General features: G+C 62.9%; 19 protein-coding genes and 2 rRNA genes. 5 read left to right on the forward strand and 16 right to left on the reverse strand.

Going from position 1 to position 26,252, the window contains the following annotated elements:
• Positions 1 to 93: 93 nt before the first annotated feature.
• The 14 genes from BLS27_RS05200 to bcsE form a co-directional block, all read right to left on the reverse strand.
• A complete protein-coding gene (locus BLS27_RS05200) occupies positions 94 to 1,515 on the reverse strand; it encodes an efflux transporter outer membrane subunit (protein WP_090343492.1) in 1,422 nt (473 codons plus the stop codon).
• Positions 1,512 to 2,387, reverse strand: coding sequence for an efflux RND transporter periplasmic adaptor subunit (locus BLS27_RS05205; RefSeq protein ID WP_043212120.1), 876 nt, complete (start codon positions 2,385 to 2,387; stop codon positions 1,512 to 1,514). The genes BLS27_RS05200 and BLS27_RS05205 overlap by 4 nt, the downstream gene beginning before the upstream one ends.
• On the reverse strand, positions 2,384 to 2,596 hold the full coding sequence (locus tag BLS27_RS05210) for a DUF1656 domain-containing protein (protein ID WP_043212118.1): 213 nt from the start codon (positions 2,594 to 2,596) through the stop codon (positions 2,384 to 2,386). The genes BLS27_RS05205 and BLS27_RS05210 overlap by 4 nt, the downstream gene beginning before the upstream one ends.
• Positions 2,593 to 4,683: an FUSC family protein gene (locus tag BLS27_RS05215; RefSeq protein ID WP_090343495.1), complete on the reverse strand. Its 2,091-nt coding sequence runs from the start codon at positions 4,681 to 4,683 to the stop codon at positions 2,593 to 2,595. The genes BLS27_RS05210 and BLS27_RS05215 overlap by 4 nt, the downstream gene beginning before the upstream one ends.
• Positions 4,680 to 5,132: a MarR family winged helix-turn-helix transcriptional regulator gene (locus tag BLS27_RS05220; RefSeq protein WP_043212113.1), complete on the reverse strand. Its 453-nt coding sequence runs from the start codon at positions 5,130 to 5,132 to the stop codon at positions 4,680 to 4,682. Before BLS27_RS05220 ends, BLS27_RS05215 begins: the two co-directional genes overlap by 4 nt.
• Before the next feature lie 171 nt (positions 5,133 to 5,303).
• Positions 5,304 to 8,825 (reverse strand): cellulose synthase complex outer membrane protein BcsC, encoded by a 3,522-nt coding sequence (gene bcsC / locus BLS27_RS05225; RefSeq protein ID WP_090343498.1) that lies wholly within the window; start codon positions 8,823 to 8,825, stop codon positions 5,304 to 5,306.
• The gene (gene bcsZ, locus BLS27_RS05230) at positions 8,813 to 9,922 is read right to left on the reverse strand and encodes a cellulose synthase complex periplasmic endoglucanase BcsZ (RefSeq protein WP_090343501.1); all 1,110 of its coding nucleotides are present in this window, start codon (positions 9,920 to 9,922) and stop codon (positions 8,813 to 8,815) included. The genes bcsC and bcsZ overlap by 13 nt, the downstream gene beginning before the upstream one ends.
• A gap of 2 nt (positions 9,923 to 9,924) precedes the next feature.
• Complete coding sequence (gene bcsB, locus BLS27_RS05235; protein ID WP_090343504.1) at positions 9,925 to 12,204, reverse strand: cellulose biosynthesis cyclic di-GMP-binding regulatory protein BcsB; 2,280 nt, start codon at positions 12,202 to 12,204, stop codon at positions 9,925 to 9,927.
• Positions 12,201 to 14,813, reverse strand: a complete 2,613-nt coding sequence (bcsA, locus tag BLS27_RS05240) for a UDP-forming cellulose synthase catalytic subunit (protein WP_090343507.1) — start codon at positions 14,811 to 14,813, stop codon at positions 12,201 to 12,203. Before bcsA ends, bcsB begins: the two co-directional genes overlap by 4 nt.
• Positions 14,810 to 15,517: a cellulose biosynthesis protein BcsQ gene (gene bcsQ / locus BLS27_RS05245; RefSeq protein WP_090343510.1), complete on the reverse strand. Its 708-nt coding sequence runs from the start codon at positions 15,515 to 15,517 to the stop codon at positions 14,810 to 14,812. Before bcsQ ends, bcsA begins: the two co-directional genes overlap by 4 nt.
• A complete protein-coding gene (bcsR, locus tag BLS27_RS05250) occupies positions 15,514 to 15,732 on the reverse strand; it encodes a cellulose biosynthesis protein BcsR (protein WP_090343513.1) in 219 nt (72 codons plus the stop codon). Before bcsR ends, bcsQ begins: the two co-directional genes overlap by 4 nt.
• Positions 15,729 to 17,339 (reverse strand): cellulose biosynthesis protein BcsG, encoded by a 1,611-nt coding sequence (bcsG, locus tag BLS27_RS05255; RefSeq protein WP_090343516.1) that lies wholly within the window; start codon positions 17,337 to 17,339, stop codon positions 15,729 to 15,731. The genes bcsR and bcsG overlap by 4 nt, the downstream gene beginning before the upstream one ends.
• Positions 17,332 to 17,505, reverse strand: coding sequence for a cellulose biosynthesis protein BcsF (gene bcsF / locus BLS27_RS05260; protein WP_090343520.1), 174 nt, complete (start codon positions 17,503 to 17,505; stop codon positions 17,332 to 17,334). Before bcsF ends, bcsG begins: the two co-directional genes overlap by 8 nt.
• On the reverse strand, positions 17,502 to 18,992 hold the full coding sequence (bcsE, locus tag BLS27_RS05265) for a cellulose biosynthesis protein BcsE (protein ID WP_090343543.1): 1,491 nt from the start codon (positions 18,990 to 18,992) through the stop codon (positions 17,502 to 17,504). Before bcsE ends, bcsF begins: the two co-directional genes overlap by 4 nt.
• Before the next feature lie 542 nt (positions 18,993 to 19,534).
• On the opposite strand from bcsE, the gene BLS27_RS05270 reads away from it, so the two are divergent.
• From BLS27_RS05270 to BLS27_RS05290, 5 genes are all read left to right on the forward strand, one after another.
• A complete protein-coding gene (locus BLS27_RS05270; protein ID WP_090343523.1) occupies positions 19,535 to 20,227 on the forward strand; it encodes a GntR family transcriptional regulator in 693 nt (230 codons plus the stop codon).
• A 116-nt stretch (positions 20,228 to 20,343) separates the two neighbouring features.
• Positions 20,344 to 20,844, forward strand: coding sequence for a sigma-70 family RNA polymerase sigma factor (locus tag BLS27_RS05275; protein ID WP_043212089.1), 501 nt, complete (start codon positions 20,344 to 20,346; stop codon positions 20,842 to 20,844).
• A complete protein-coding gene (locus BLS27_RS05280; RefSeq protein ID WP_269475559.1) occupies positions 20,828 to 21,808 on the forward strand; it encodes a FecR domain-containing protein in 981 nt (326 codons plus the stop codon). Before BLS27_RS05275 ends, BLS27_RS05280 begins: the two co-directional genes overlap by 17 nt.
• A 103-nt stretch (positions 21,809 to 21,911) precedes the next feature.
• Positions 21,912 to 24,398 (forward strand): TonB-dependent siderophore receptor, encoded by a 2,487-nt coding sequence (locus tag BLS27_RS05285; RefSeq protein ID WP_482211641.1) that lies wholly within the window; start codon positions 21,912 to 21,914, stop codon positions 24,396 to 24,398.
• Between the two features lie 82 nt (positions 24,399 to 24,480).
• The gene (locus BLS27_RS05290; RefSeq protein ID WP_090343529.1) at positions 24,481 to 25,662 is read left to right on the forward strand and encodes a PepSY-associated TM helix domain-containing protein; all 1,182 of its coding nucleotides are present in this window, start codon (positions 24,481 to 24,483) and stop codon (positions 25,660 to 25,662) included.
• A 56-nt stretch (positions 25,663 to 25,718) separates the two neighbouring features.
• Here the strand turns inward: BLS27_RS05290 and rrf (BLS27_RS05295) are convergent.
• Positions 25,719 to 25,834: ribosomal RNA gene (rrf, locus tag BLS27_RS05295) — 5S ribosomal RNA — on the reverse strand.
• 109 nt (positions 25,835 to 25,943) lie between these two features.
• Positions 25,944 to 26,059, reverse strand: a 5S ribosomal RNA gene (gene rrf, locus BLS27_RS05300).
• Between the last annotated feature and the right edge of the window lie 193 nt (positions 26,060 to 26,252).

Raw genomic sequence — 26,252 nt, forward strand, 5'->3', positions numbered from 1 at the left:
GGGCGGATTTCATGAAAAATCTTGTGACAAACTGACGACACTTGCGCCGCGCCGAGGGCGTTGCCCTTGATCATGACGCTCGCGTATGGGTCCTCAAGGCTTGGCCGCCGCGCCCTGCCATCCACCGCCCAAGGCCAGGAACACCCCGATCTGCCCCATGGCCACCTGGGTATTGGCAGCAGCCAGCTGCGCGCGCACATCGGTATAAGTGCGGGTCGCCTGCAGATCGGCCAGGAACGACTCGCGTCCCACCTGGTATCGCAGGTGAGTCTGGTCCGCCGACTCCTTCGCCGAACGCTCGGCGTCGGCCAGGGCGTCGCGGCGCTCCAGCAACGCGCTGTACTGGGCCAGGCGGGTCTGGGTTTCGCGGATGGCATTGAGTACCACGCCATCGAAATGCGCCAACGCCGCCTGGGTCGAGGCCTCGGCCATGCGGATGCGCGCCCGGGTGCCGTTGGTGGGGATCGTCCAGCTGACCTGCGGGCCGAAGCCCCAACGGTTGGTCGACGGGTCACCGAGGTTTTCAAGGATACCGATGGTGCCGACCTGGGCGCCGATGCTGATGTCCGGATACAACGCACCGGTGGCCACGCCGATGGCGGCGGTGGCGGCGGCGAGCTGACGTTCGGCCTGGCGCACGTCGGGGCGGCGCTTGAGCAGCGCAGCGCCATCGCCTACCGGAAGCAACTGGGTGATGTGTGGCAGCTCCGCGCAGTCAGCGGTACCGGCCGGCAGCTGCTCGACCGGCTTGGCCAGCAGGGCCGCCAGGGTGTAAAGGCCAGCCTCACGCTCGGCCTTGAAGCGCGGCAGCTCGGCGCGCAAGGATTTGAACTGGGTCTGCGAACGGGTGACCTGGGTTTCATCCCCGCGGCCAGCGTCGCGCAGGCGCTGGTTCAATTGCACGCTCTGTTCCTGCAGGTCGAGGGACTCACGGGCGATGTGGTACTCCTCGTTGGCCGAGCACACCTGGGTGTAAGCCTTGACCACGTCGGCCACCAGGGTGATGCGCGCAGTATCGGCCGCGGCCTGCACCGCGTCGGCATTGGCCTTGGCGGCCTCGGTGCCACGCTTGAAGGTGCCCCACAGATCGAACTGGTAGCTGGCGCTGATGATCGCCTCGCCGATGTTGGCCACCGGCACCTTTTCCGGCAGCAGGAAAGCTTCGCCGGATTCCTGCAGCCGCTGGGCGCCGAGCTTGACCCCACCGTTGAAGCCACCCTGGGACTCGGCCACTTCCACCTGGGCACGAGCCTTGGCGATGTTGGCCGCCGCGACGCGTAGCTCGGTGTTGGCCGCCAGGGCCTGGCGCACCAGCTCGTTCAAGCGCTGATCCTGGTACAGCTGCCACCAGTCGTCTGGTACCGGCGCCGAGACCACGCTGTCGGCGTCCTGGCGCAGCGGGCCGTTGAGGTCGCTGCGCTGCACGGCGGCGTCCTTGGGCACTTCGTAGTCCGGGCCGACCATCATACAGGCGCCCAGGGACAGGCACAGCCCCGCCAGGATCAGCTGTTTCATGGCCGCTGGCCCTCGATGATCGACACCGTGGCGGTACGCCCGGCGATCATGCGGAAGTCTTCTGGCACGTCATCGAAGGCGATACGCACCGGGATCCGCTGGGCCAGGCGCACCCAGCTGAAGGCCGGGTTGACGTTGGGCAACAGGTTGGCGCCGCTGCTGCGGTCTCGATCCTCGATGCCCGCCGCCAGGCTCTGCACATGGCCTCGCAGCCGGGTGTTGTCGCCCATCACGCGGATGTCCACGGCATCGCCGATGTGGATACCGCCGAGCTTGGTCTCTTCGAAATAGCCATCGACGTGGTACGAGGCGCTGTCGACCACCGACAGCACTGGCCGCCCGGCGGTGACGAATTCATGAGCACGCGGCGCGCGGTCGTTGAGGTAGCCGTCCACTGGGCTGCGCACTACCGAACGGTCGAGGTTGAGCTGGGCCGTGTCCACCGCCACCTGGGCCTCGCTGACCGCCGAACGAGCGCGTGCCTCACGCGACTGGCTCTCCTCCAACTGCTCGGCCGCCACCAGGTTGCCCAATTTACGGTTGCGCTGCGCCTCACGGGAGGCCTGGGCCAGGGTTTCCTGACGCTCGGCCAGGGTCGCCTTGGCCTGGCGCAGGGCCAGGGTGAAGCGGTCCTGGTCGATGGTGAACAGCACGTCGCCGCGCTTGATCATCTGGTTGTCGCGCACTTCGACCTTCTGGATAAGCCCCGATACGTCCGGGGCGATCTGGATCACGTCGGCACGAATGTGCCCATCGCGCGTCCAGGGCGCGAACATGTAGTACACGACCATCTGCCAGACCAGCACGGCCGCGAAGGTCACCACCAGCAATGTCAGGACCACTCGGCCCAAGGTCAACAACGGTTTTTTCATGGCAGCATCAGGTTTCGACAAAAGTGATCCACCGCGCCAAGGAGCACGGCGTAAAGGGCAACGTTGAACAACGCCCGGTGCCAGACCAGGCGGTAGAACCCAAGGCGCACCAGCACGGCGTGCACGCCCAGGAACAACAGGTAGGTGAAGACCATCATCACCAGCAGCGTGGGCAGAAATACCCCGCTGATATCCAGATCACCGATCACAGTGGGGCTCCATCGATGCCCGGGGGCAATTGCGGTTGGTCGGCCGGTTCGAGCATCACCTCGACGCCCGGCAACAGCGCCAGACGCAGGCCGCTCAAGGCATGCAACAGGTGCACGCGGGCATCGCCTCGGTCGTTGTCGTGCGCATCCAGGGCCAGCGCCTGGCGGGCGCGCTCCATGTTGCGCAGCAATGCCGCCGGGGCGTGCAGGCGCTCTTTGGCGCGCAGGCACTGGGCATAGTGAGCGCCCACCTCATCCACCACGGTCTGCAGGCGTTCGCGTGGCGCCTGGCCGACTCGCGGCATGTACGCCAGCAAGTCCAGCAGGTTGAGGCCCACACGCAGATCACGCAGCGCCACGCCACTGTCCTGCCCGGTCTGGGCCAGGCGCGGCAGGTGCTGCATCAGGCGGTCGAGCATCTGCACGCCGACATGGCGATGCTCGGCCAGGGTCGCGGGCTGGGTCATCTCGACGATGTCCTGCCAGCTGAAGCGGGTCAGGCGCTTGGCCGCGAGCTCCACGCCAAACGGACGCAACAGCAAGGTCCAGATGAAGGCGAACAGCAAACCCACAGGGCCCGCCATGTTGGCGTTGATGAAGGTCAGGAAGTCAGCGTCGTAGGCGCCCTGGATGCTGATGAAGGTGGCGGTGTTGACGATGGTCAGCAAGGTCCCGAGGTAGAAGCGCGGCTGCACGGTCAAGGTACCGACACAGATGAACGGCACAGCGAAGGCCAGCACCAGCATCGGGAAGTCGTGCAGGTTGGGCAGCACCAGGAACAGGTAGACGCTGGAGAAGATCACCGACATCAGCGTCCAGAAGAAGAATCGGTAGATCTGGGGCGCCGGATCATCCATGGCGGCAAAGAAGCTGCAGGCCACCGCGGCGAGGATCACCGCGCTGCCGCCATCGTTCCAGCCGAGCAGGATCCACAGGCCACTGGCGACGATGATCGCGGTGACGGTGGAAAACACCGAGTAGAGCATCAGCCCGCGGTCAAAGAACGGCGTCAGCCGGCCCAGGCGCCAGTGGCGGTACACCGCACGCCATGGCGTGGCATCATCCTTGCGCAAGGCGTGCTGCAGCGCGCAGCAGTCCTGCCAGAGGTCGATCCATTCGCTCAGTCGGTAAAGGGCGTTGGAGAGCAGCAATTGCTGGCGTTGGTCCAGTGCGGCTGCGCTGGGCTGCAGGCGCTCGAGCTGCTCGTGCAGGGCAGTCCAGCGGGCCAGCGAGGCGTCTTGGGCTGTGCCTTCTAGCCAGGTGCGGGTTTCGGCCAGCAGTGGTTGGAGCTGAGCGAACTGGGCCGGGGCGCGGCTTTGCAGCGCGATCAGCGCATCGTCCAGGGCATCGATCACCGGCAGCAGGTGGATCATCCGTCCGCGCAGCTCCCGGGCATTTTTCAGGGTATGGGGGCCGGTGCCTTCATGACCGAGCTGGCCGATCATCATCTCCAGGCTGTTGAAGGTGGCGACCATCGAGGCGCGCATGCCGGCGACCTTGTCGGCGGCGACTTCGCGGGCCAGGTAGGTGTCGCTGTAGCGAATCGCCTCGTGGAACCAGCTGTTGGCCGAGCCGAGCACCACCGGCGCCAAGCGGCGCGGCCAGAAGATCGCGCCGACCACCGCCGCGCAGACGATGCCCAGGCAGATTTCCTGGGCTCGGGAGGAGGCCACATCGAACACCGCCAGCGGGTTGTCGACCACCGCCAGGGCGATCATAGGCAAGGTATAGCCGGCCAGCATCAGCACATAGTTGTTGGCCGTGCGCAGGTTCAGCGACAGGAACAGCAGCGTGCCGGTCCACAAGGCAATGGCGACGCAGAGCAGCGCTGGCGACTGTACCAAAGGCGGCACCAGCAAGACCGCCCCGCCGGCACCCAGCAACGTGCCCAAGGCGCGATACAGCGCCTTGGAGCTGGTCGGCCCGACGAAGGGGCTCGAGACGATGTACACCGTGGCCATGGCCCAGTAGGGACGTGGCAATTGCATGAGCAGGGCAATGTACAGGGCGATCATCGAAGCGGCGAAGGTGCGCACGCCATAGAACCAATCGCGGGCCGGTGGGACCGAACTGAAGAAGCCGTTCATGCAAGCCCGCCCGGTGCGACTTGGCTGGCGTCTTCGAAGGCTTGGATCACCCGCAAGGTGGCCTCCAGGTCGGCTTGGTCGATCCCGCGCAACACCTGTCGGCGCAGGCGCACTAGCTCTTCTTCGATCGACTCGGCCAGACGGCGGCCCTCCTTGGTCAGGCTCAGGGCCTTGGCACGGCGGTCCAGGGGATCTTCGCTGCGACATACCAGCCCGGCCTTGCACAGCTGGTCGAGCAGGCGCACCAACGACGGGCTTTCCAGGCCGGCGGCCTGGGCCACCGCGACCTGGTGCACCCCATCGCCCAGGCGCACGATCATCAGCAGTGGCACAGCGCAGGCTTCGGAGATGCCGTAGCCCGTCAGGGCCGCCTGGCAGATGCGTCGCCAGTGGCGGGCGGCCACGACCATGCCGCTGCTGATCTTCATGTGCAGTGCATCAAGCGTCATGAGAGGAACCAAGGATATTCATAGTTTGCTAACTATCAATACTACGCCTTGCCCTCCCCCTGTCGTCAACCGGGGGCGATGGATCGCCTGGATGAATTGTTGTTCATCTTGGGGACCGTCTGGCCGCTTTCAGCAGGGGCAGGTGTTCCTGCTAAAAGCGGCTGCCAGGCCTCAACGCCACTCGCTGTAGGGCTCCAGCGGTTCCACCGGCAACAGCAGGTTGCCGCGCCAGGGCTCGAACAGATACCGCACGTAGAGCATGGCGCTGCTCGGCGCGTAGTCATCGCTGTGCTGCCAGTCGAAGCCCCCGCCCAAGGCCCAATGGTCGCTCAGGCGGCGCTCGAACAGGCCTCTTAAGTGATAACCCACGCCGTTGCTGGAACTGCCCTCGCTGATATCGCCGAGGTTCGAGCTTTCGAGATCATAGCGATTGATCATCTTGTCGTTCAGCGATTGGTTGGGATAGCGCGGACGGCTACCACTCTTAGCCTGGGACCAGCTGACCGAGGTTTCCAGCAATACCGACCAATCGTAGTTGCGCCAGGCATAGCTGAACGGCACGCCGATGGAGTTGTAGCGCTCCGGGCTGTAGTAGCCGCCCTGGCCCAGATAGTAATCGCCCAAATCCTTGTCATGCCGCCAGTGCATCACGGTCAGGCCGATACGCATGCGCTCGTCAGCCCGCTCCAGCAGACGGTAGTAGTAACCCGCCATGGCTCGGGTACGTTGGTTGTCGGTGACATTCTCACCATACAGCCAATGATGACCGAGGCTGGCCCATACACCATCGTCGCCGCCCTGGTCCCAGCTCAGCCCGAGCGTTGCGCCGTTAGCGGTGACCCCGCCCCAACGCACGCCCGTGCGCGGGTCCTTGGCACCACCAAACGAAAGCAGCGAATTGCTCATCGGCCGCCGTGAGGCGGTCAGCGACCAGCCAAGCTCTCCCAGGTCGCCATTGACCGTTGCACCGCCTAGCCAGTTGTTGACCTCGAAGCCATCGGTAGTGCCGAGGTCGGCAGCCCAGCGCTCCCCTTCCCAGCCCAGCGCCATGATCCGGCCATTGGCCGTCTGCGACCCGCCAGGACAACCGGCCGGCAGCGGATCACCCGAACGGGTGGTACCGCGGACCTGGCAGGTGCCGAAGGCCTCGGTGTGCTGGCCATCTTCGAGATCGAAGCTGCCCGCATCCAGGCCAATCCGCTCCAGGCGCACGAACGCCTTGCCATCCTGCAGGGGCATGTCGGCATGAAACAGAGTCGTCTGCCTCTTGAGCTCAGAGATCCCAGGAGTCCCATCGTCATTGCGCCAGCCATAGTCATGCATCAGCGTGATGCTGGGATTCTGCTGACGGTACAGCTCATCGACGTCGCTGCGCAGGCTACGCGCCAGCCAGTCATCCTCGTCCTTGGCGCGGCTCGCATAGGTCAGCGCCCGATCGTCCCTTGGTTGCACCGCGCGGCGCTCGAGCAGGTCGGCATCGGCCATCGCCGCGGCGTAAAGATCCAGTGCTCGTTGCGGGTCCTGCTGCACTGCCAATCGCGCAGCATCTCGACGCAATAGCGGATCAGGCTGGGCTTGCTCGGCCACCAGACGGTCTAGCAGCGACGCCGCCTGCGCCCGGTCGCCCACTGCCAGCCAGGCATTAGCCAGACGCCGCTGTGCGTCGATCTGCCCGGGCGGGAACTGGGGCGCACGCCGCTCCAGGGCCTGGCGTGCTCGGGGCAGGTTGCCTTCGGCTATCCAGCCCTCGATCAACCCAAGGCGGGCCTCAGGTTGCTCCGGCTGGCGCTCCAGCACGCGTTCGAAGTACGTTCGGGCTGTGCTGTGATCCCCCCGGGTCGCCGCCCAGTCCGCGAGCATCAGTAGGTCATCGGTGTCGCCTTCGCCGCGGGCAATCCCGGCCTCGAGCAGTGCGCTTGCCTCGGCTTCGCGCCCCTGGTCGCGCAACTGTCGCGCTTGAGCCAGAGTGACACGGCGCCGCGCGCGCTTTTCAAGGGCATGCATGTCGTCGGTCCATGCACCTTTGGGGACACCGGCAAGGCTATCCAGTGCCAAGGCATCACGGTCAGTGGACTCCAGGAACAGGCCATGGGCATAGCGCGCTTGCGGGTCGGTCGGATGCCGTTGCAACAGCTTGGCAAAGGCGGCATCGGCCTCGCCGATACGCCCTTGCTGACGAAGGCTGCCGGCGAGTTGGTAAACCAGCCAGGGTTCATCTGGCGCCAACTCGACTGCCCGCTTCAGCGCTAGGCTTGCCGCTGCCCAGTCCTGCCGCTGCACGGCTGCATCGGCTTCGCTGCGCAATTGCTCCAGTTCCAGGCTGCGGCGCAGGCTGGCGAACATTGCCTGTTGCCGAGGTGGCAGGCCGTTAAGGTAGGCACGCGCCTTGTCGGGTGATTGTGCTTGGTAGATCCGCATCAGGCCGCGCACAGCACTCTCGTTGTCCGGCGCCATGCGCCGAACCTGAAGGTACAACCGCTCAGCAGTGGCCGGATCGCCCTCGGCGACCGCCACGTCGGCCAAGCCAAGCACGGCGAATTCATCCTGGGGCCGCTGCTGACGCGCCTGTTGATAGATCGCACGGGCGGTGGAAATATCGCGCCGTTCCAGCGCCTGGTCGGCTTTCTTCAATTGCATCCAGTAATGGCTGGACGACTCCAGATCCTTCCACTGACTGATCCAATAGGTGTCCTGCTCCTTGGTGGCAGCCAGACGAAACGCGGCGTTGGCGTCCTCGAAACGGCTCTGGCGCATCAACGCATAACCCAAGGCGCCGTGCAGGCTGGCATCGTCGGGGTATTGGCGCAAGGCACGGCGCAACTGGGCCTCAGCCTCGGCGTTACGCCCTTGGTCGAGCAACTGCTTGCCACGCTGACCGGCCTGCCAAGCGGGATCGGCGATCAATTGACGTTGCTGGGCAAGGGTCTGGTTGGCCTGGGGCAACAGCGGTGATGCCGGATAGCGTTGGACGAAAGCTTTCCAGGCCGCCACGCTGGCAGCGCCCACGGGCTGCCCAGAGAGATAGTCGAATTCACGCTGCGCAGCAGAATCGCGTGCGCCTGGATCACGTGAGAGCAATTCGAGCAGGGCCAGCGCCTCGGGATCTCGTTTCTCAGCAAACAGCAGCCCCACCAGGGTCTGGCGCAGCCCAGCATTCCCTGGGTACTGCCGATCCAGAGCCTGCAATTGCTCGATCGCTTCGCGCCGCTGGCCAGGCAAGGCGCTGCGCACACGCCAGTAGTCCAGCGCCAGCTCCAGACTGGGCGGCTCACCCGCGAACAACTGATCGTAAATCTCCAGCGCCTCCTGATTGCGCCCGGTCACTGCGAACAGGCGTGCCTGTTGTAGGCGCCGGGTTGCCTCCGGCTGCTGCAACTCGATCAGACGCTTGGCCTTGTGCTCCTGGACGCTACCGGGCGCCTCCTGGCTAATGCGCGCCATGAGCTGGGTGACCTGGTCCTGATCACGCTCGCGCAGGGCCAGGCGCAACGAAGCGAACAGCACCTCGGCGTCGCGCGGCTCAAGCAGGCGCAAGCGACCCAGCGCATCGCGAACCAGATCATCGCGGTGCAAAGCCTCGCCCATGCGGATCTGCTCCAGCAGCCATTGGCGTTGCTCGCTGCGGTCAGTCGGTTGCGCGGCAACCTGGCTGCAAAGCCCTGTGAGCAGCACGATGCTAATCAATCGGTACATGACGTACTCCAGGCCGGCAACAAGCGACCCTCCTTGTCAAAGCGATACCGCGCCTCATCCCAGCCCTGGCCGAACAACGCCAACATCTGGCTGTAGTACGCACGAGGCTCTATCGGATGATCCTTTATTCGCTGGCGCTGGGCGCGCAGCCCTTCGTCGGCATTCGGTGTCACGGCCAGCAATGGCAGCAGTGCGGCCGAGAAACCACCTGGTCCGCCACCACGAGCCTGGCCACTACGGGCGTCTACGGTTTCCGGCGGCTGTCCCTTTTGTGTCGTCAGCATGGCCATCGGCGCGAAATGCTGGAGTAGTTCAACCCGTTGGGCAGCGTCCTTGGCAAGCATGCCTACCCACAGATAGACACGAATGGCGTCATAGTCGCCGGCACTCCCATGTTGCGGGTCGGGCTCGATCTTGCCGGTGGGCGTCCATAGCAGCCAGTCGGGCGCAAAGCCTTTGGGAGAGGCATCGCGCAGCAGCCGACGGGTGTTGCCCGCAAGCTCGCCCCACAGGGGGTCGACCAGGGCGAAGCGGTCCAGCAGTTGCGGTGGCAGATAGCTCGGGTTAAGGCGCCAGCCTCGGGCATCGTCAAAACCGTAGTCCGCCGGCAGCAGCATGATGCCCAGGCCAGGCAGTTTGCGCAGGGTTTGAGCGCTGATGCGCCATAGCAGGTGCTGACCCAGCTGGGTATAGCTGGGTTCGTTCCACAAACGCCCCGCCTCAAGCAGGCTGTAGGCGATCCAAAGGTCAGCGTCGCTGGCATTGTTGGGGTCGAGTACCTGCCACTTGCCCTTGGCGTCACGCCCCCACAACCAGGCCGGCAAATGGCTCGTGAGGTCTCCTTCGGCCAGGTTGTTGCTGGTCCAGCGCAGCAGTTGAGCGAAGGTTGCCCGGTCATTGGCCACTAAGGCGAAGAACAGCCCATAGCTCTGCCCTTCGGAGGTGGTAATCAGGCGCTCATCACTGGGGTCCAGCACGCGTCCGTCCACACTCACCAGCTCTGTGCGCAAACGCTCCCAGGCCGGCCAAGGACAGTTTGGCGCTGCGCCCGCGATTGCGGGCAGGCTCAGCGCCAGCATCAGCACAAACCGCCACATGATCAGTCAGCCTCACCCAGCCGGCGTCGGGCAGCCCAACGCAGCGCGCGCCACAGCAGGAAGGCGAACAACAGCACGCTGATGGTGGCAAGGACCGCGAGCAATAACGGCTGCTCGGACAGGTGGAACCACAACAGCAGCCACCAGGGCAACTGGCCGACAAAATAATGCTCGCCCACGAACTGGCTGCTCACCCCGCTGGATCGCACCAGGGTGACCGAGCCGGCTACCGCATCGAGCTTGCCGGTATCGCCGAGCGCCTCACGCAGCAGCGCATAGTCGGCATCGGTATTGCCCAGCAAGGCGACCACGCTGCGCTGCTCGTGGAAGGGAGACTTGAGCCCTGTGATCGCGCCGATCGGCGCCTGGGCACTTATTGCCACATGGCTGCTGGCCGGCACGGGCGATGTGTCGAACCGGTGGCGACCGGGCATGTTTGTGGAGCGTCCTTGCGCCAGCCAGTCGCGCTGGGCGTTGAGCAGCAGGCCAAGGTTGCGCTCCTGGGCCAGCTCCTGGGGCAATGTGCCGATAACCAGCAGGTCGGCATCCGCCGAGGCCGCTTGCTTCCAGTCGTCGATCAGGCGAATCCCTAAGGCCGGGTAGCCGACTTGACCGGCAATGCTACCTACCACATCGAGCAGAATACCCACCTGCATCGGCGTCGGTTTGGCGGGTACCAAGACCTGGGTTTCGGACAGATCTGCCATGCGGCTGAACGGGAAACCGCTGCGGGCGAAGGCACGCAGGTCTGGCATGGCGATGTAGTGGTGATAACCGGAGAGGTCGATGGTGGAGTTCTCGTCGATGGCCGCGCGTACGTCCACCGGCAAGGAGGTCTGGCACTGATCACGCTGAGAGCTGCCGAGCTTACTGGCGAAGCTGAAGTCGAACCGCAGGCGGTTGCGGTCACCGATCTTCAGCGCCGGCACCAATGCCTGCTCGCTCAATGCCGTGCTATCGCTGGATAGCACGCTCAGGCGCAGCTCTTCGAGCGTGCCGCCACGACGATCATTGCCTACCAAGGGCATGCTGGTGATGTACTGATCGTTGACACTGATGGTCAGGCGCGATTCGTCCGTGACCGCTGGCGGCGTATAGCGGTACAGCGTGCGCAGCGGAATGCCTTGGTTGCGCCAAACGAACAGGTCTGGCGGCAGGTTCACATCGAGGATGATCGCGTTCGGTTGCAAGCCGCTGACCTGCAACTGCTGCGGGTAATCGAGCAACTCGGCGAAACGTACCGGACGGTCGGTGCGGGTCCAGTTCGGCGCATCGTATGGCTTGCGAGGCTGCAGATCGCTCATCTGTTCGATCTTCACTCGGTCGCCACGGAACAGGTTGTTGCCCACCGCCAATGCCGAGGCAGCCTTGACCAGGTCCTCGTCGTTGCGCCCCAGCACCAGCAGCAGCTTGCTCCAACGATCGCTCGGATGGTCGATCAGTTGCACCACCGGGCCGTCCACCCGCGGGAACTTCTCGTAGTCGGCCAGAAATGCCGGACGACGCTCGTTGCTGGCAAAGACGATCGCCGGCTTTGGCTTGTCGCCTGCAGCCGGCAGGCTATCGAAGAGCACCGGGAAGGTCGCCTTGCGCCAACCCGCCTGGCTGCCGAAATAGGACGCGAGAATCGTGGCGGCACGTTGCTCCCCCAGCGTCGGGCTCGCGGCGAAGACCACCGGCAGGTCAACCTTGCCGGTATCGCGCGCGTCGAAGAACGGCAACGGGAAGAAGGCCAGGTCGTTTTCCATCGCCAGGGCCTGCTCGCGCAGATGAACCTCGCTCTTGCGATTGAGGTTCAGCCAAAGGCCGCTGTGCGCGGGGTCTTCACAGACGTCGGCGTAGTGCCCGACGAACTCCAGACGCACCCGGTTGAAGTCACTGATCAGCTTGGGATCGAGCGGCAGCTGACGCTGGACGCGCTGGCCAAGCTGGTCCTTTTCCACCGGCAACACGCCCATCAGCTCATCATTGAGGTAGACGCGCAGGTGCGACAGGGTCGGCAGCAGCGCCGGCGAGGGCGTGTAGTCCAACTGCAGGACAGCTTCGGTGGCGAGCCGGTCGCGACGCAGGCCGAATTCGATCTGCTCGCTGTTGCGCACACCGAGCAACAGGGTGTCGGCCGGATGCCCGAGCTGCTCGAACGTTCTCGCCACGGGCCAGTTGGGTACCACCGGCTCGGCAACGGCCTCGGGGGTGGGCGGGGTGGTGTCGGCGGTGGCCTGGAACACGCAGGCGAGCAGCGCCATCGCCAGGCCCCAGGTACGTGCGGGGTAACGAGTCATGATGCGTCTCGGGTTGAAAGATTCGTGGAAGGGAGAGGCCGCGGGGTGCGCGGCATGAAGGTGGCCAGCCAGCGCGCCAGCACGACCAGAGGTCGTACCGGCCCCAACAGCCGCACCGGAACGTACTCGAGCAGTCGCAGGTAGCCGACGCCACCCAGCTTCAGCACATCGACCAGGCTTTGCAGCGGGCGGTCGTGCTGATGCGCCTCCTGCCAGGCCAGCCAAGCGTCGGCACGGGCGAAGGTGCAGTGCACCAGGTCGATGCGTTGCTGTGTGTCCAGTTCATCGAAGGTCAGGCCGAGGTGGCGCCCAACCCGGCGGGTGATTCGTGCATCGAAGGCGAACTCACGCTCCCCTCGGCTGAGCAGCAGACGCACCCGGCCACCGGTCTTCGGTGCCAGGCCGTCACCCAGCTCAAGGCCGATGCCGCTGTCCGAATAGTCCACCAGGGTGCACGGATAGGCGTGACCGTTCTCCAGGACCAGGGCGGCCGGCAGGTGCATCTGCACCCGGTGCGCACGTCGTACCTGGCGAACCTCGGCGGCCACGGCCGTCGCGGCGCCGATGATCAACAGGTTGTAGGTCACCCAGAGCGAACTGACGATGACCGTGCCGATCTCTTCGGTCGGGCCAGTGAACAGGCGCCAGACCGCGAACCCGAGCCCGACGAAGTTGAGCACCGCCAGCAACAGGTAAGGCTGGGCGATACGCCAGTCGAACTGGCTCTCCTCCATCAGCCCGCCTTTGGCAGTGACGTTGAACTTGCCCTTCTTCGGCGCGAACAGGGCCACCGTGGTGGGCCGTGCGATGTACCACGCCAGCACGGTCTCGTAGACCTCACCCCAGAAGGTGCGCCGGTATTTGCCCTGCATGCGCGAGTTGGTCAGGCTGGCGTGGATCATGTGCGGCAGCACGTAGAGCAGGATCATCAGCGCCGGGGCGTAGATGATGTAGGCGTGCAACAGCAGGAACGCCAACGGCGCGGTCAGGAACACCAGACGCGGCAGACCGGCCAGGAAGTGCAACATGGCATTGGCATAGCACACCCGCTGGAACAGGCTCAGGCCACGACCGAACAACGGATTGTCGGTACGGAAGATCTGCACCATGCCGCGCGCCCAGCGAATTCGCTGGCCGATATGCGCCGACAGGCTCTCGGTGGCCAACCCGGCCGCCTGCGGCAGGCGCAGGTAGGCGGAGTTCCAACCATGGCGGTGCAGGCGCAGGGCGGTATGGGCGTCTTCGGTCACGGTCTCGACGGCGAACCCGCCGATGTCTTCCAGGGCAGTACGCCGCAGCACGGCACAGGAGCCGCAGAAGAAGGCCGCGTTCCACATGTCGTTGCCATCCTGGATCAGGCCGTAGAACAACTCGCCTTCGTTGGGGCGGTTGCGGAAGGTGCCCAGGTTGCGCTCGAACGGGTCAGGCGAGAAGAAATGGTGAGGTGTCTGCACCAGCGCCAGGCGTGGGTCCTTGAGGAACCAGCCCACCGTCATCTGCAGGAAGGAACGCACCGGCACATGGTCGCAGTCGAAGATCGCGATCAGCTCGCCGTCGGTGACACCCAGGGCGTGATTCAGGTTGCCAGCCTTGGCGTGCTTGTTGTCGGGACGGATGATGTAACCAACACCCATTTCCTCAGCAAAGGCGCGGAAGTTATCGCGGCGGCCATCGTCGAGCAGGTAGATGCGCAGACGCTCGCGCGGCCAGTCCAGGCCCAGCGCCGCGAGCACAGTGGTACGCACCACCGAGAGGTCCTCGTTGTAGGTGGGGATCATCAGGTCCACGGTCGGCCACTCGGTAAGCTGCTCCGGCAGGTTAGCCGGCTTGCGCTCCAGTGGCCAGCAGGTCTGGATATAACCCAGGATCAGCACGAACCAGGAGTAGGTCTCGGCAATCAGCAGGGTCAGCCCGCACACCAGGTCCAACGTATCGTTCCAGTTGAGCGTGGAGGTGTAGCGCCACCACAGGTAACGGCAGGAAATGATCGTCGAGAGGATGATCAACATCAGGGTCGGGAAGCGACCGGGCATGTGGCGCACCAGCATGGCGATGCCCCACAGCAGCAGAATGAACATCAGCTGGGCCAGGTAGCCGAATGGCTCGGTCACGCACAGCAGCGCCAGTGCAAGGGCGCACACCGTGAGCACAAAGTAGAACGCGCGCCGGGCACCTTTGCTCAGGCCCCGCAGCTGTTGGGCGGCGTTACGCTGCCAAGTGCTGGTGCGCACCTGGCTGGGCACCCGCCGCAACTTCTCGACCATGTGCAAGCGAAGGCGACGCAGGCGTTGCAGCAGGGCGGCCCCGGCGTCAAACAGGGCGCGGCAGCCGCGGGCCAGCGCGGACGGTTTGCGCGGTTGCGGCTCGTGTCGGATCAACAACCACGCACCTTGGATCAGCAAGCGCAGTGGGTCGCCCAAGGTCGGCGGTTTGCCGGCCACTTGCGGGAACAGCCGCCGCCGATCAGCCAGCAGCGCTTGCCAGGCCGGGGACTCCAGACGCAGCAGAAGGAAGGCCAGCCAGGTGCCCAGGGTGAACACCAGCGCAGTCAGGCGCGCCGCACCTAGGTGGGAGTAGTAGTGGTAGGCATTGGCCGGCGACAGTTTCACGATCGACGCCTCGTCAGGCAGCGCACAGCTAGGCTCTGTACGTCACGGGAGGCCAGGCTCTGGGGGGCGTAGTGGCCGACCGGAGCCTTGCAGGCCAGCGCCTCGACGAATGCCTCGTCGCGATGTATCACCTGCAGAGGAAGGCGGTTGTGGTAAAGCCTGCGCCAGACCATCAGCACATCGCTCTGCAAGCGACTGGCCGCGTCGAAACGGTTGATAAGCAGCAGATCGAAGCGCTCCGGCGCCTGGCGCTCCAGCAAAATGTGGCTGGTCATTTCAGCTTCTGCGACCAGTACACGTACATCGACCTCCACTTCACGCAAGGCGCCCGAAGATGGCAAATCGAATAGCACCCAGTCGAAGTGCCGGACCAACTGCGCCTGGCGGGCACTCCAGATCCCAGGGTTGAATGTCCCGCTCAGCTCGGCCAGGGCCGGTTCGTCAAGCTCGCCGAAGGGCATCACGCATAAGCCGTCGAACACTTCGAATACCTGATCGCCGAACGGGCGACCGTCCCGTTCGGCGTTCGCCCAACCGTCGCATCCAACCAGCGGCAGATTGAAGTGCAGGCCCAACAGGTTGTTCGAGCATAAGTCGACCAGCAGCACCCGCTCACCCAGTTCCCGCAGGGCATGCCCCAACGCGGCGAGCACGGAGCTACGCCCCAGGCCGCCACGCAGCCCATGCAGCGCAAGGCTGGTCATCGCGCGGTAGCCTTGGGCGCTGGAGCTATCTCATGGGCGAGGTCACTCATGGACTTCGCACAGCTTTCTCCCAGCAAGGGCCAGCGCCGCAGCGCCTCGCGCACCCCCACCATCAACGAGATGTCCTGGTAGTTCAGTTCGGGCATATCCAGATGCTGACGCAACCGGGCGATGTCATCACTGCGATCAGCGGGATCTGCTTTCCTTGTCATCAGTTGCTCTCCTTCGGGATCGGTTGCCAGTTCGGCTGGCCTTGCAGACGCATGTAGCTGGTGCCTTGGAAATCCATTACCTGGGCGCCGGACGTTTCAGCGACATGTTCGGTGGTGGGCAAATCTTTCAGCACACCAGGCAAATCCAGGACCTGGCCGGCTCCCTGGTTGGCATAGACGCGCGATACCAGTTCGGACAGGGCCAGGTAGCTGGTGGGCGCCGAGACATGCAGAGGCTCGCGCCGGCCTGGTTGATCCATGCCGATGAACTTGAGCCCTACCGGCACATGGGTGATCGATGGCGTAGGGATCTCGCGCATGCCGGGCAGCTGCATGCGGTCGCCGTGCAGCGCCGCGCCGTGCTCCGGTACGATCGCCACGACGACTCGGCGACCGCTGCGTTGCAGTTCATCCAGGAATTTGCCCAGGTCATCGAACAGACGCGTCGCGCGGGTGTTGTAGTCCGCCATACGGGTTCCCCCATCAGCAGTCACTATGCGATTGCCGTCATGCAGGCTGATGGTGTTGTAGAACAGCGAGACATGCGCTGCTCCCGACGCCTGGCGGCGCCCCCACCAGCCTTGCAGCACCTCCAGATCACTGGCGATAGGCGAGCCATCGAAACCGACCAGCGAGCGGCGGAAGTCGGTGCTGGACAGGCTCGGCTGCGGCATGTGCTGGGTAGTGATGTCACCCAGGAAGTTATCGAAGTGCCCACTGTGGTTGAGCAATGTCTCACGCTCGAAGCCCAGCCGGGCGAGGTTATCGAACAACAGGCACTGATCGGGTGCCGGCTTGTAGAGCATTTCATGCGAGGGCTGGCCACAGCTGGCCCGCAACACGCGGATCGCGGCCGGGCCACTGTACGAGGTAGCCGAGTTGAACTGGTCGAAGATCACGTCCAGGCGCGAGAACAGTGGGTTTTCATGCAGGCCGACAGCGGTGAGGTCATCCCAGGCCAGGGAGCAGACGTTGATCACCAACAAATCGAAAGGTTGCTCATCGGGCTTGACCACCGGGAAGGCGGTGACCCGCTGGCGCTCGCGGTCGAAGAAGCTATCCAGCTTGGCATTGAGCGTGGCATCGTCTGCTGCCACGGCAGCTGCCTCCTGCGTAGCAACGTCGGTCACGACCTGGCGCGAGGTGACCGGCGTGATCGACGGCAATCCGCTTGCGGCCAGCCACAGCAGTCCGACCACACTCAGGGTGCTCAGGCGCAACCAGTGTCTTAGGTAGAAGTAGCCCACCACCGTCAACAACAAGGCGCCCACCAAGTACCAATTGATGAAGCGGCCCAGCAGTTCCAGCATGTAGTCAGGCGTGAAATCGAGCACACCGGGCTGCGCGAGCAGACGCTCGAATGGCGGCAGCCAGGTGTCCTGATAAAACAAAGCGATGCCGATCGGCACAGCCACCAGTTGCCGCACGACACGTAACCAGCGCCCTGGCAGTGGCACCATCAGGAAGGCTGCGAACAGCAGGTTGGGCAACGGCTGGAAGTCCAGCAGCCCCGCGGCGAGCATGACGAACTTCGCCAGGAAATACAGGTTCCAGGCGCCCAGGCCCGGCCAACGGGACAGTGGGTGGGCAATGACCATCGAGTTACTCATGCTTCTCCCCACGTCGACGCACGCCCGCAGCTTTCATGTGACGTGGCGGCAAACGGTGTTTCAACCAGCTCTGCACCCAGGTTTTCAGGCGCAGCAGAGCGAACGCCAGGATCAGCGTGCCAAGCGCACTGATGCCGATGACTTGCAGCAGTTGCTCGAAATTCATGCCTTGCCTCGTCGTGGCAGCGATATGGGCCTTGGCTGCAATACGGCACGGACCTTGGACATCGGCACGCTGGCCGCATCGGCAACCGGCGCCACCGGCTGCGTCTCATCCATGAATGCCGGCGCACCGAGGCTTTCAGGCGTGACAAGCAGTTCCCGGCCGATGAACAGCTCCCGCCAGGACAATTGGAAAATGTGGTCCAGCGCTTGCTCGACGCCTTCGGCGCGGCAAGCGAAGAGGAACAGGTACAGCATGTCGTCGACCACGCAGGCGATATCCCCGTCGCGGCGGAAGATACTGCGTGAACACGCTTGCAAGGAGGACAGACCAGGGGCGGGACGCAGCACCAGTAGCTGGTGGACGATTTCCCCGTTGCGCATGCCCTGCCACATCTGCAGCACGGCATCGGCGAAGGCGCGCGGTGAGACCAGGCCCGATATCGGCAGCGGCCGCAGGCGAGCCAGCAACGCATCGAAGTCAGCCGGCAGCCGACGGCGCCAGGTGTAGCCCTGGATGCTGTCGACCTGAGTCAGGAAGCGTGAAAGGCTGGCGCCGAAAGGCACGATCAAGCTGGCACCACAGGCCAGCAGCAATTGCTCGTCCTGATAGCGAAGCGTTGGTGCCATTTCGCGCACCACCAGTTTCAGGGCGTTGCCCCGCAACAGGCGCAGGGTGTGCAGTTGCCGCGCGAGAACGTCCAGGCGCTGCCCGCCGTCCATGGGGAAGATCACCGTGGCGGACACCGCCACACCAGCCCTGGCACCCAGTTCGCTGATGCTATCGAACAATTGCCAGTGCTCGGAGAAGGCCGGCGCGCCTTCCAGCACCTGTCGCTGGGCCAGGAACAGAAGCTCGTCGCCGCCGGTCTCGGCCAGCGGTTGAGGACGGCCTGCAAGCACGAAACCACCGGTGTGACGCGTCAGTTCGATATCTTCGGTGCCAACGACACCCAGCGCGTTGCGCCAATAATGCAACAGGTAACGTACCCCACCCTGGCCACGATAGAGCTGGGCCAACCCATCGAGATCCTGATTGCACCTACGCAGCTGCTCGAGCAGCCAGACGCTCTGCCCTTCGCTGACCATCAACAGGACGCTGCCCGCATCACGAAGGCTGTCGGCCATTTCGCGACACCAACTCCCTATGTCGCTGTCCTCCCAATCCGTCGCCGATACCCGGGCCACGATCACGCGACCGGTCGGGTCGATGCGTGGCAGGTCTTGGGCAAGATGGCGTGCGGCATGAGGCTGGGCTTGGTACAAGGCGAGTTGCCCCGGTCCACGGTCCGGAGCAAGCCCATCGACGATTTCGCGCACCCCCTGCGCACTGTCGATCAGCGTCGCTTTGGCATCGCCTGTCATTGCCTCGATGACCTGGCGGCAAATCGCGCTGGCATCTTCGGCCGTGTCACAGGCCACCCAGTACAGTCCTTGGGTGTGGAACTGGCAGTGCTCGGCACTCAGGCCGGGAATGGCCAAAGAAGGAATGATTTTCGCCAAAACTATGACTCTGTAATTCAGGACCGACGTTTTACCGATAGATGCCGCACATCCATTTGTCGGAGATCAAAAATATCGGTGCACTTTGTCAGAACGCAAAGCGTCAAAAAAACATCAGATCAAAGAGCACAGCTTAGCAGGCGTCAATTGTACAGCACTCCCGCAGAATAGTGTCAATTCGCTGGTCGGTATCTTCACAGACTCAAACCAGCACGCCTGTTCCAGACAGCCTAGACGCCGATTCACAGGAAACAAGTTTCATTGCGCCCCTGTGACGATCATCACAAAACTATTGGAGTCGCCCCGCGCAAACGCTTGCGCATCATGCCTTGTAAAGCTTCGAAAATCCTCGGACGGTGCGGATTTATCGCTGCATGAAGTAGCGCTTCCCTTACTACGGGACTTCCTTCACGATAGCCGTTCTTCGCGCCATGCCAGTCGGCTCAGCGCCTGTTATCGCGTTGGTTTGACACCCCCTTCGCTGCTTTCTAGTGTTATTGGATCCAATTTCTATCAAGGCAGACGTCCACGTGGCCGAAAAACCCCGACTTCTGAAAACTGTTCTGGGCGGCGAACAGGTGCCAGCGCATCTGGCACGCAGCGTGATCGAAGAGCGTCTGCGCAGCGCCATTGTCGACGGCCGCCTGCCACCTGGGACCGCCCTGCGGCAGCAGGAGATCGCCACATTGTTCGGCGTCAGCCGCATGCCCGTGCGCGAAGCCCTACGCCAGCTGGAAGCGCAGTCCCTGCTGCAAGTGGTGATGCACAAGGGCGCCGTGGTTGCCCCACTGATCGGCGAGGATGCGGTCGATACTTATGAATTGCGAGTCATGCTCGAGTCCGAGGCGCTACGCCAGTCGGTTCCCCTGCTCGAACCAGAAGACATCGCCCTGGCACGCGGCTATATCCAGCAGTTGGAGCACGAAACCCGCCATGCCGACATCGGCCGTCTCAACCGCTTGCTGCATATGACGCTCTACAGCAAGGCGCGCAACCAGAAGCTGCTGCGCATGATCGAGGTCGAGCTCAACGAGGAAGAACGCTTCCTGCGTTTTCACCTGTCCTCGATGGGCCTGGGCAAGCTGACTCAGGACGATCACATTGCGTTGGTCGATGCCGCCAGCGCAAAGCAGGTGGACGAAGCCGTCAGCGTACTGGAGCGGCACCTGAACAACGCATCGCGCACCATTCGCAACTATCTGGACAGCCAGGCAGCACGCTAAAACCTGCAGGTAGGGCCCGCACGCCGAGCCCACCGCTCAAGGCAGTTGCAAAATAATTCCAGCCCGCTAACAATGAGACTTATTATCATTAATACCTAACAGCACAGCGCGCCTCCATGTCTTTCAGAGATTCCGTGCATACGCTCTACAGCCATCATCACGGCTGGCTGCACAATTGGTTGCGCAGCAAGCTGGGCAATGCCGCCGATGCCGCAGACCTCGCCCATGACACCTTCGTGCGTCTGCTGCAACGCGATCACCTGGAACTCAACGCCCCGCGCGCCTTTCTGCGCACGGTAGCGCGTGGCTTGGTGATTGATCACTGGCGACGCGAAGAGGTTGAACGAGCCTACCTCGAAGCGCTGGCCAACCTACCGCTGGCCGAAGCGCCCTCGGCCGAAACCCGCGAACTGATGCTGGAACTGCTCGAGCGCATTGCGCGCATGCTCGACGGCCTCAAGCCCAAGGTCCGCCGCGCCTTCCTGCTCGCCCAATGCGAAGGACTGAGCCACAAGGCAGTCGCCGAACAAATGGGTATCTCCCTGCGCTCTGTCGAACGTTATGTGGCGGACGCGCTGTATCACTGCTACCAGCTGCGTTATGACGATGAGCCATGAGCCGATAGGCGTCTGCCCGCCTTCGCCCAAGGTAGTCAAACAAGCCATCCAGTGGCTCCTGCGCCTGCGTGAAAGTGGCCATACCCCTGCGCTGCAGCTGCAATGCGAACAATGGCGCAGCGCCGATCATGCGCATGAAGTGGCCTGGCAGCGTGTCGTGAGCCTGCACCAGGATCTGGACCTGCGTGCCATGGCGGGCGTCAACGTCGCCCTTCAGACCCTCGAAACCAGCCAACGCCGCTTGAACCGACGCCAGGCACTCAAGCTGTTAGGCGGGCTCGCCCTGGTCGGTACGGCTGCCTGGCTGGGCAAGGATCAACAGGCACTGAGCAGTTGGGCCTCGGACTACGCCACAGGCACAGGCGAACGCCGAAGCATTGCGCTTGAGGACGGCTCATTGCTGCAGCTCAACACCCGCAGCGCCGTGAATTTGGCTTTCGACGAACGCCAGCGGCTCATCCAGCTGCGCCAGGGCGAACTCATGCTCACATGCAATGACGCACAGCGCCCCTTGTTGATCCAGACTCGTGACGCCCTCCTCGAAGATTTCGGTGGCCAGGTCGTGGTGCGTCAGGACGCCGATTGCACACGCATCAGCGTCAGCCAGGGCAAGGTAGCCCTGCACCGGCCCGATGGCGCGCCGTTGCAGTGGATCACCCCTGGCCAGTCCTGGCGCGTGGATGCCCTCGGGCCGCGACCGATCGAACGACAGCCGATGGACGCCAGCGCTTGGGCCGAGGGGCTGATTGTCACCCGCGACATGCGTCTGGCCGACTTCCTGGGGGAGGTGAGCCGCTATCGCCATGGCTACCTGGGATGCACTGAGGACATCGCCGACCTACGGCTGTCTGGCGTGTTCCGCCTGGAGGACACCGACAAACTGCTGCAATTGTTGCCCCAGACGCTACCGGTATTCGTTCGTCAACGCACCCGCTGGTGGGTCCGCCTGGAACGGCTGGCCTGATTTTTTCATTTTCCTGCAGGTTTTTCTGGCGGGTTTTTCTCACAAGTCCGGCTAGGACAGTAAGCGACTCCTTCAGCCCTTACCGAACCCACGGACCTTTTCCATGCCAGATGCCTTGCCTCAACTAAGCACCGTCGATAAGAATGATTTTCGACCTGTCTTGAATTGCGTTTTTCTCGGCCGAGCCATACGCGCAGCCCTGCTCGGCACGACCCTCGGTTTCTTGGGCGTTGCTCCACATGTCCTGGCCGCCGATCCGGTGGGTATGAGCCAGCCGTACTCGATCCCCGCCGGAAATCTGGATGACGTGCTCAACCAGTTCGCCCGCCAGGCGGGCATTACCTTGTCGAGCACCCCGCAGATGACAGGTAAGCTGCAATCGCCTGGCTTACGGGGCCAGTACGCCATCGACCAGGCCCTGCGCCAGTTACTCAATGGCACTGGGCTGGAAGCCGTCAGCCAGGACGCAAGCAGCTATGTGCTGCGCGCGCAGCCTGAGGATGCTGCGCTGTCGTTGCCAAGCACCGACATCCGCAGCTTCACCCTGGGCAATGCCTTGGGCAGCATGGAAGGCTACAACGCCACTCATAGCCAAGTGGCCACCAAGACCAGCATGCCGATCCTGGAAACCACCCAGTCGGTCTCGGTGGTCACTCGCCAGCAGATGGACGACCAGGGCTCCCAGACCGTCGCCCAGGCCATGCGTTACACCCCTGGCGTCTTGACCAACCCCTACGGCGCGACCCATCGCTACGACTACGTAGCCATGCGCGGCTTCAACGACGGGTCTGTGGATAACATCTACGTAGACGGCCTGAAATCCATGGGCGATAACGGCACCTACAGCACCATGCAGGTGGATCCGTACTTCCTCGAGCGCATCGACATCCTCAAAGGGCCCTCCTCCGTGCTGTATGGCCGCAGCTCGCCAGGCGGGCTGGTGGCACTGACCACCAAGAAGCCACTGTTCGATCCTTATCATCAGATCCAGGCCACAGTTGGCACCCAGGGCCAACGTGGCATGGGTTTCGACTTCAGCGGCCCGCTGGATGACGACAAACGCATCGCCTATCGCCTGACTGGTCTTGCGGACGCTTCGGACACTCAATTCGATCACAACAAGGAAGAACGCTACGCAATCGCACCTGCGGTCAGCATCGACTTTAGCGAAGACACATCACTGACCTTGCAGGCCTACCTGCAGCACGACCCCAATGGCGGTTATCACGGCGGCAACCCGGCCGATGGCATGCTGCACCCTCGCAACGGCCTGCGTTTGTCCGACCACTTCTTCGAGGGCGAACCGGACATCGACGATTACGAGCGCACCCAGCAGTCGTTCAGCTACCAATTCGAACATCGCTTCAATGATGTCTTCACCGCACGTCAGAACTTCCGCTATCAAGATTCGGATGTGTCGATGGACCAGGTCTATTCGGCTGGCTGGGCGGATGCCACCAGCAACATCCTCAACCGCGCCTATACCGGCGGCGACGAACGCCTGCATTCGTTTATCGTCGATAACATGCTCCAGGCGGAATTCTTCACAGGCGCTGCTAAACACACCGTTTTGCTCGGCGCCGACTATCAGCGGCGCAAGGCCGATGTGACCTGGCGCTACGGCACTGTCGATCCGTTGGATGCCGGTAACCCGCACTATGGCAACGGCAACCTTCAGGCCCTCGGCGAAAACAACTACCTGCGGCGTCTGCAGCAAACCGGCGTGTACCTACAGGATCTGGTCGAACTGGACCAATGGCGCTTCTCCCTGGGCCTGCGTCAGGACTGGGTCAAGGTATCGGAGGAGAACCGCGACACCGATACCAAGGTCAACGACGACCGTTCCAAGTTCACCACCCGTGCGGGTGTGCTGTACCTGTTCGAAAACGGCGTTGCGCCTTACGTGAGCTACTCCGAGTCGTTCAACCCCAACACCGTATCCGACCAGAACGGCCGTCCGCTGGCGCCGACCGAAGGCACGCAGTGGGAGACCGGTATCAAGTACCAACCGCCCGGCACGGACAACTTGTTCACGGCCTCGGTGTTCCGCATCGAGCAAGAGAACCTGGCCTCCAAGCAACCGAACGAAGAGTTCTATCGTGCGGTGGGCGAGGTTCGCTCCCAGGGCCTGGAGCTGGAAGCTCATGTGCAGGTGACCGACAGTTTCAAGCTGATCGGGGGTTATACCTACACCGACATCGAATACACCAAATCGATGCCGAGCTTGGTGACCCAAGGCCTGGACAATAAAGGCCGTTCGCCGACCCAGGCGCCGGAACAGATGTATTCGCTGTGGGCCGACTACAACTTCCTCCAAGGCCCGCTTGATGGCCTGCGCCTGGGTGGCGGCGTGCGTTATGTGGGTTATAGCTGGGTCGATGCGGAAAACAGCATGAAGGTTCCCTCCTATACCTTGTTCGACGCCTCGGTCGGTTATGACCTGGGCAAGGTCGGGCTCAAGGGAATGGATGTGCGACTCAACGCCAATAACCTGACCAACGAATCCTACGTCGCGTCTTGTGCGAGCCTGAACTACTGCTACATGGGCGAAGAACGCAATGTCAGTGCCACGGTCAGCTATCAGTTCTGACTCGTTCCTTTCCATGCTCGAAGCCAGCTCCTGACCCAGGTGCTGGCTTTTTCGTTTCCGGCGCTTTCCTGGAGCCCTGTAAATGCGTCAACTCTATGTCCTGTTGCACCGCTACCTTGGCCTGGCCACGGCAGCGTTTCTGGCCGTCGCCGGCCTGACTGGCAGCGTGCTGGCCTTCCATCACGAACTCGACGAATGGCTCAACCCAGGTTTCTACGAAGCTTCGGCCACCGGGGCGCTGCAACAACCCGGCACGCTTGTGGACAAGTTGCAGACCCAGTATCCGCGGCTGCAAGTCTGGTACATGGAATATCCACAGGAGGCGGGGCACTCCGCGCTGCTGGCGATGGTTCCACGCAACGATCCACAGTCCGGCAAGCCCTATGACGAGAAGAACACCGTGTTCTATCTCGATCCGGTCAGCGGTGAGACTTTGGGCCAGCGCTACTGGGGCGAATGCTGCTTCTCACGCGAGAACTTCATGCCGTTCATGCTGGAGCTACATTACAGCCTGACTCTGCCGGGCAATTGGGGGATTGTGCTGATGGGTGTGGTGGCGATCCTCTGGGTCGTGGATTGCCTCATCGCTGTATTACTCACCCTGCCCCGCGGCCGGCCGTTCTGGCGCAAATGGAGCACCGCCTGGAAGATCAAGGGCGGGCACGCGTATCGACTGAACATGGATATCCACAGAGCCAGCGGCTTATGGCTGTGGCTACTACTGTTGCCCATTGCCATCAGCAGTGTGGCGATGAACCTGCCGGCCCAGGTCTTCAAACCCGCCATTTCGTTGTTTTCACCCGTTGAGCCGAGTGTCTACGAAGCCCGGGGCGTCATGCCCAAGGAAGCCCTGGGTGTGACACAGCTTACCTACCAACAGGCGTATCAACGCGCGCAGGAGGAAGGCGCAAGGCTTGGACTGAGCGCACCGATCGGTGAGCTCTATTACAGCTTCGAGTACAACTTTTATGGCGCGGGGTTTGGCCAGCACGATACACAAGCCCATGGTAAGTCCTGGCTGTTCTTTCACGGCACCGATGGCCAGCTAATAGGGCAGGAAATTGCCGGAGAAGGCACGCTGGGTGAGCAGTTCTATCGTTTGCAGCTTCCCATTCATGGGGGGCGCATCATCGGAGTCGCGGGGCAGGTGCTGATTGCGATTTTAGGGGTGGTGATCGCAATGTTATCGATCACAGGGGTGTACATCTGGTGGCGCAAGCTACAGGCACGACGTAGCGGTAAGGTGCGTAGAACAGCAGTGTGACAGCCGGAAAAGACAAAGCCCCTGTTCGCATCGCGAACAGGGGCTTTGGGTTTGAATCTTGACGATGACCTACTCTCACATGGGGAAGCCCCACACTACCATCGGCGATGCGTCGTTTCACTTCTGAGTTCGGGATGGGATCAGGTGGTTCCAACGCTCTATGGTCGTCAAGAAATTCTGTGTGCTGGCCCGTCCCTCGGACGTGCCTGCGAATTTCTGGTCTCTCTACTTAAAGACAAAACCCCTACCTGCTCACGCAGATAGGGGTTTTGCGAAATGAATCTTGACGATGACCTACTCTCACATGGGGAAGCCCCACACTACCATCGGCGATGCATCGTTTCACTACTGAGTTCGGGATGGGATCAGGTGGTTCCAATGCTCTATGGTCGTCAAGAAATTCTGTTGCCAGACTGTCTTATGACACTCCAGCCAATTCGGATATGTGATCGTTGTGGTTGCGAACTTTCGGTTCTTTCGTCTTCACCACCGCAATCTGCAGAAGCAAATTGCTTGGGTGTTATATGGTCAAGCCTCACGGGCAATTAGTATCGGTTAGCTCAACGCCTCACAGCGCTTACACACCCGAC

This window comes from Pseudomonas guariconensis (assembly GCF_900102675.1).
GTDB lineage: Bacteria > Pseudomonadota > Gammaproteobacteria > Pseudomonadales > Pseudomonadaceae > Aquipseudomonas > Aquipseudomonas guariconensis.